Here is a 1,151-nt window from a genome sequence, read left to right as displayed (position 1 = left end):
TCGCTCAACCGCGAAGAGATCCAGGCCCAGGGCCTGACCTCCGTCGGCGACGTGATCCAGAACATCGCGGCGAACGGTTCCGCCCTCAATACGACGTTCAACAACGGCGGCAACGGCGAGACGCGCGTCAGCCTGCGCAACCTCGGCTCCAACCGCACCCTCGTGCTGGTCAACGGCCGTCGCTGGGTCGGTGGCACCGGCCTCGGTGGCGCGGTCGACCTCAACACGATCCCGACGGCCGCCGTCGAGCGCATCGAAGTCCTGAAGGCCGGCGCCTCGTCGATCTACGGCTCCGATGCGATCGCGGGCGTGGTCAACGTCATCCTGCGCACCGACTACCAGGGCGCGGAAATGAACGCCTACGCCGGTATGTTCGACAAGGGCGACGGTTTCAAGGAGTCGTTCGACTTCACCATCGGCACGTCCGACGACCGCTTCAGCGCCATGTTCGGCGCCGGCTACGTCAAGGAAGAGCCGGTCATGGCCGGCGACCGTGAGATCTCGGCGGTTCCGGTCTACGGCACGGGCACGGCGTTCGGCAGCTCGACCACGCCGTTCGGCCGTTTCGGCCTCTGCCGCGCCCCGAACGTGATCAACCCGATCACCGGCGCCTGCCGCAACGCGACGAACACCGGCGCGGGCAGTGAAGTCCGTCCCGACGGCACCGGCGGCCAGTTCACCTACGACCCGGGCAAGACCGGCGCCAACTGGCGCAACTTCGTCCTCGCGAGCGACCTGTACAACTTCGCGCCCGAGAACTACCTGATGACGCCGCAGGAGCGGAAGTCGCTGTTCGGCCGCGCGTCCGTGAACATCACCGACAACACGTCGGCGTTCATCACCGCGACGTACAACAACCGTCGCTCCGAGCAGCTGCTCGCCGCGATGCCGATCGTGCTGGGTTCCGGCCCGGGCGCAGGCGTCCAGTCGCGCACGGTCAGCATCAGCCAGTTCAGCATCTACAACCCGTTCGGTGCGCCGGTCTCGCGCATCCAGCGTCGCGCCGCGGAAACGGGCGGTCGTTCGTTCAACCAGAACGTCGACACGTTCGGCTTCAACGGCGGCCTCGAGGGCTCGTTCGAGCGCTGGAACCGTTACTTCACGTGGGACGCGGGCATGGTGTATGGCCGCAACGACGAGAACGACACGAC

1 protein-coding gene is annotated in these 1,151 nt (G+C 66.9%); it reads left to right on the top strand.

Going from position 1 to position 1,151, the window contains the following annotated elements; translation table 11 throughout:
* Positions 1-1,151: TonB-dependent receptor plug domain-containing protein (locus ACY35P_RS15610; RefSeq protein ID WP_462116754.1), on the top strand; the 1,151-nt coding region annotated here is incomplete at both ends.

It is taken from the genome of Lysobacter xanthus (assembly GCF_047159895.1).
Note: the sequence above shows the minus strand (reverse complement) of the source record. Positions and strands in the feature narration are given on the sequence as shown.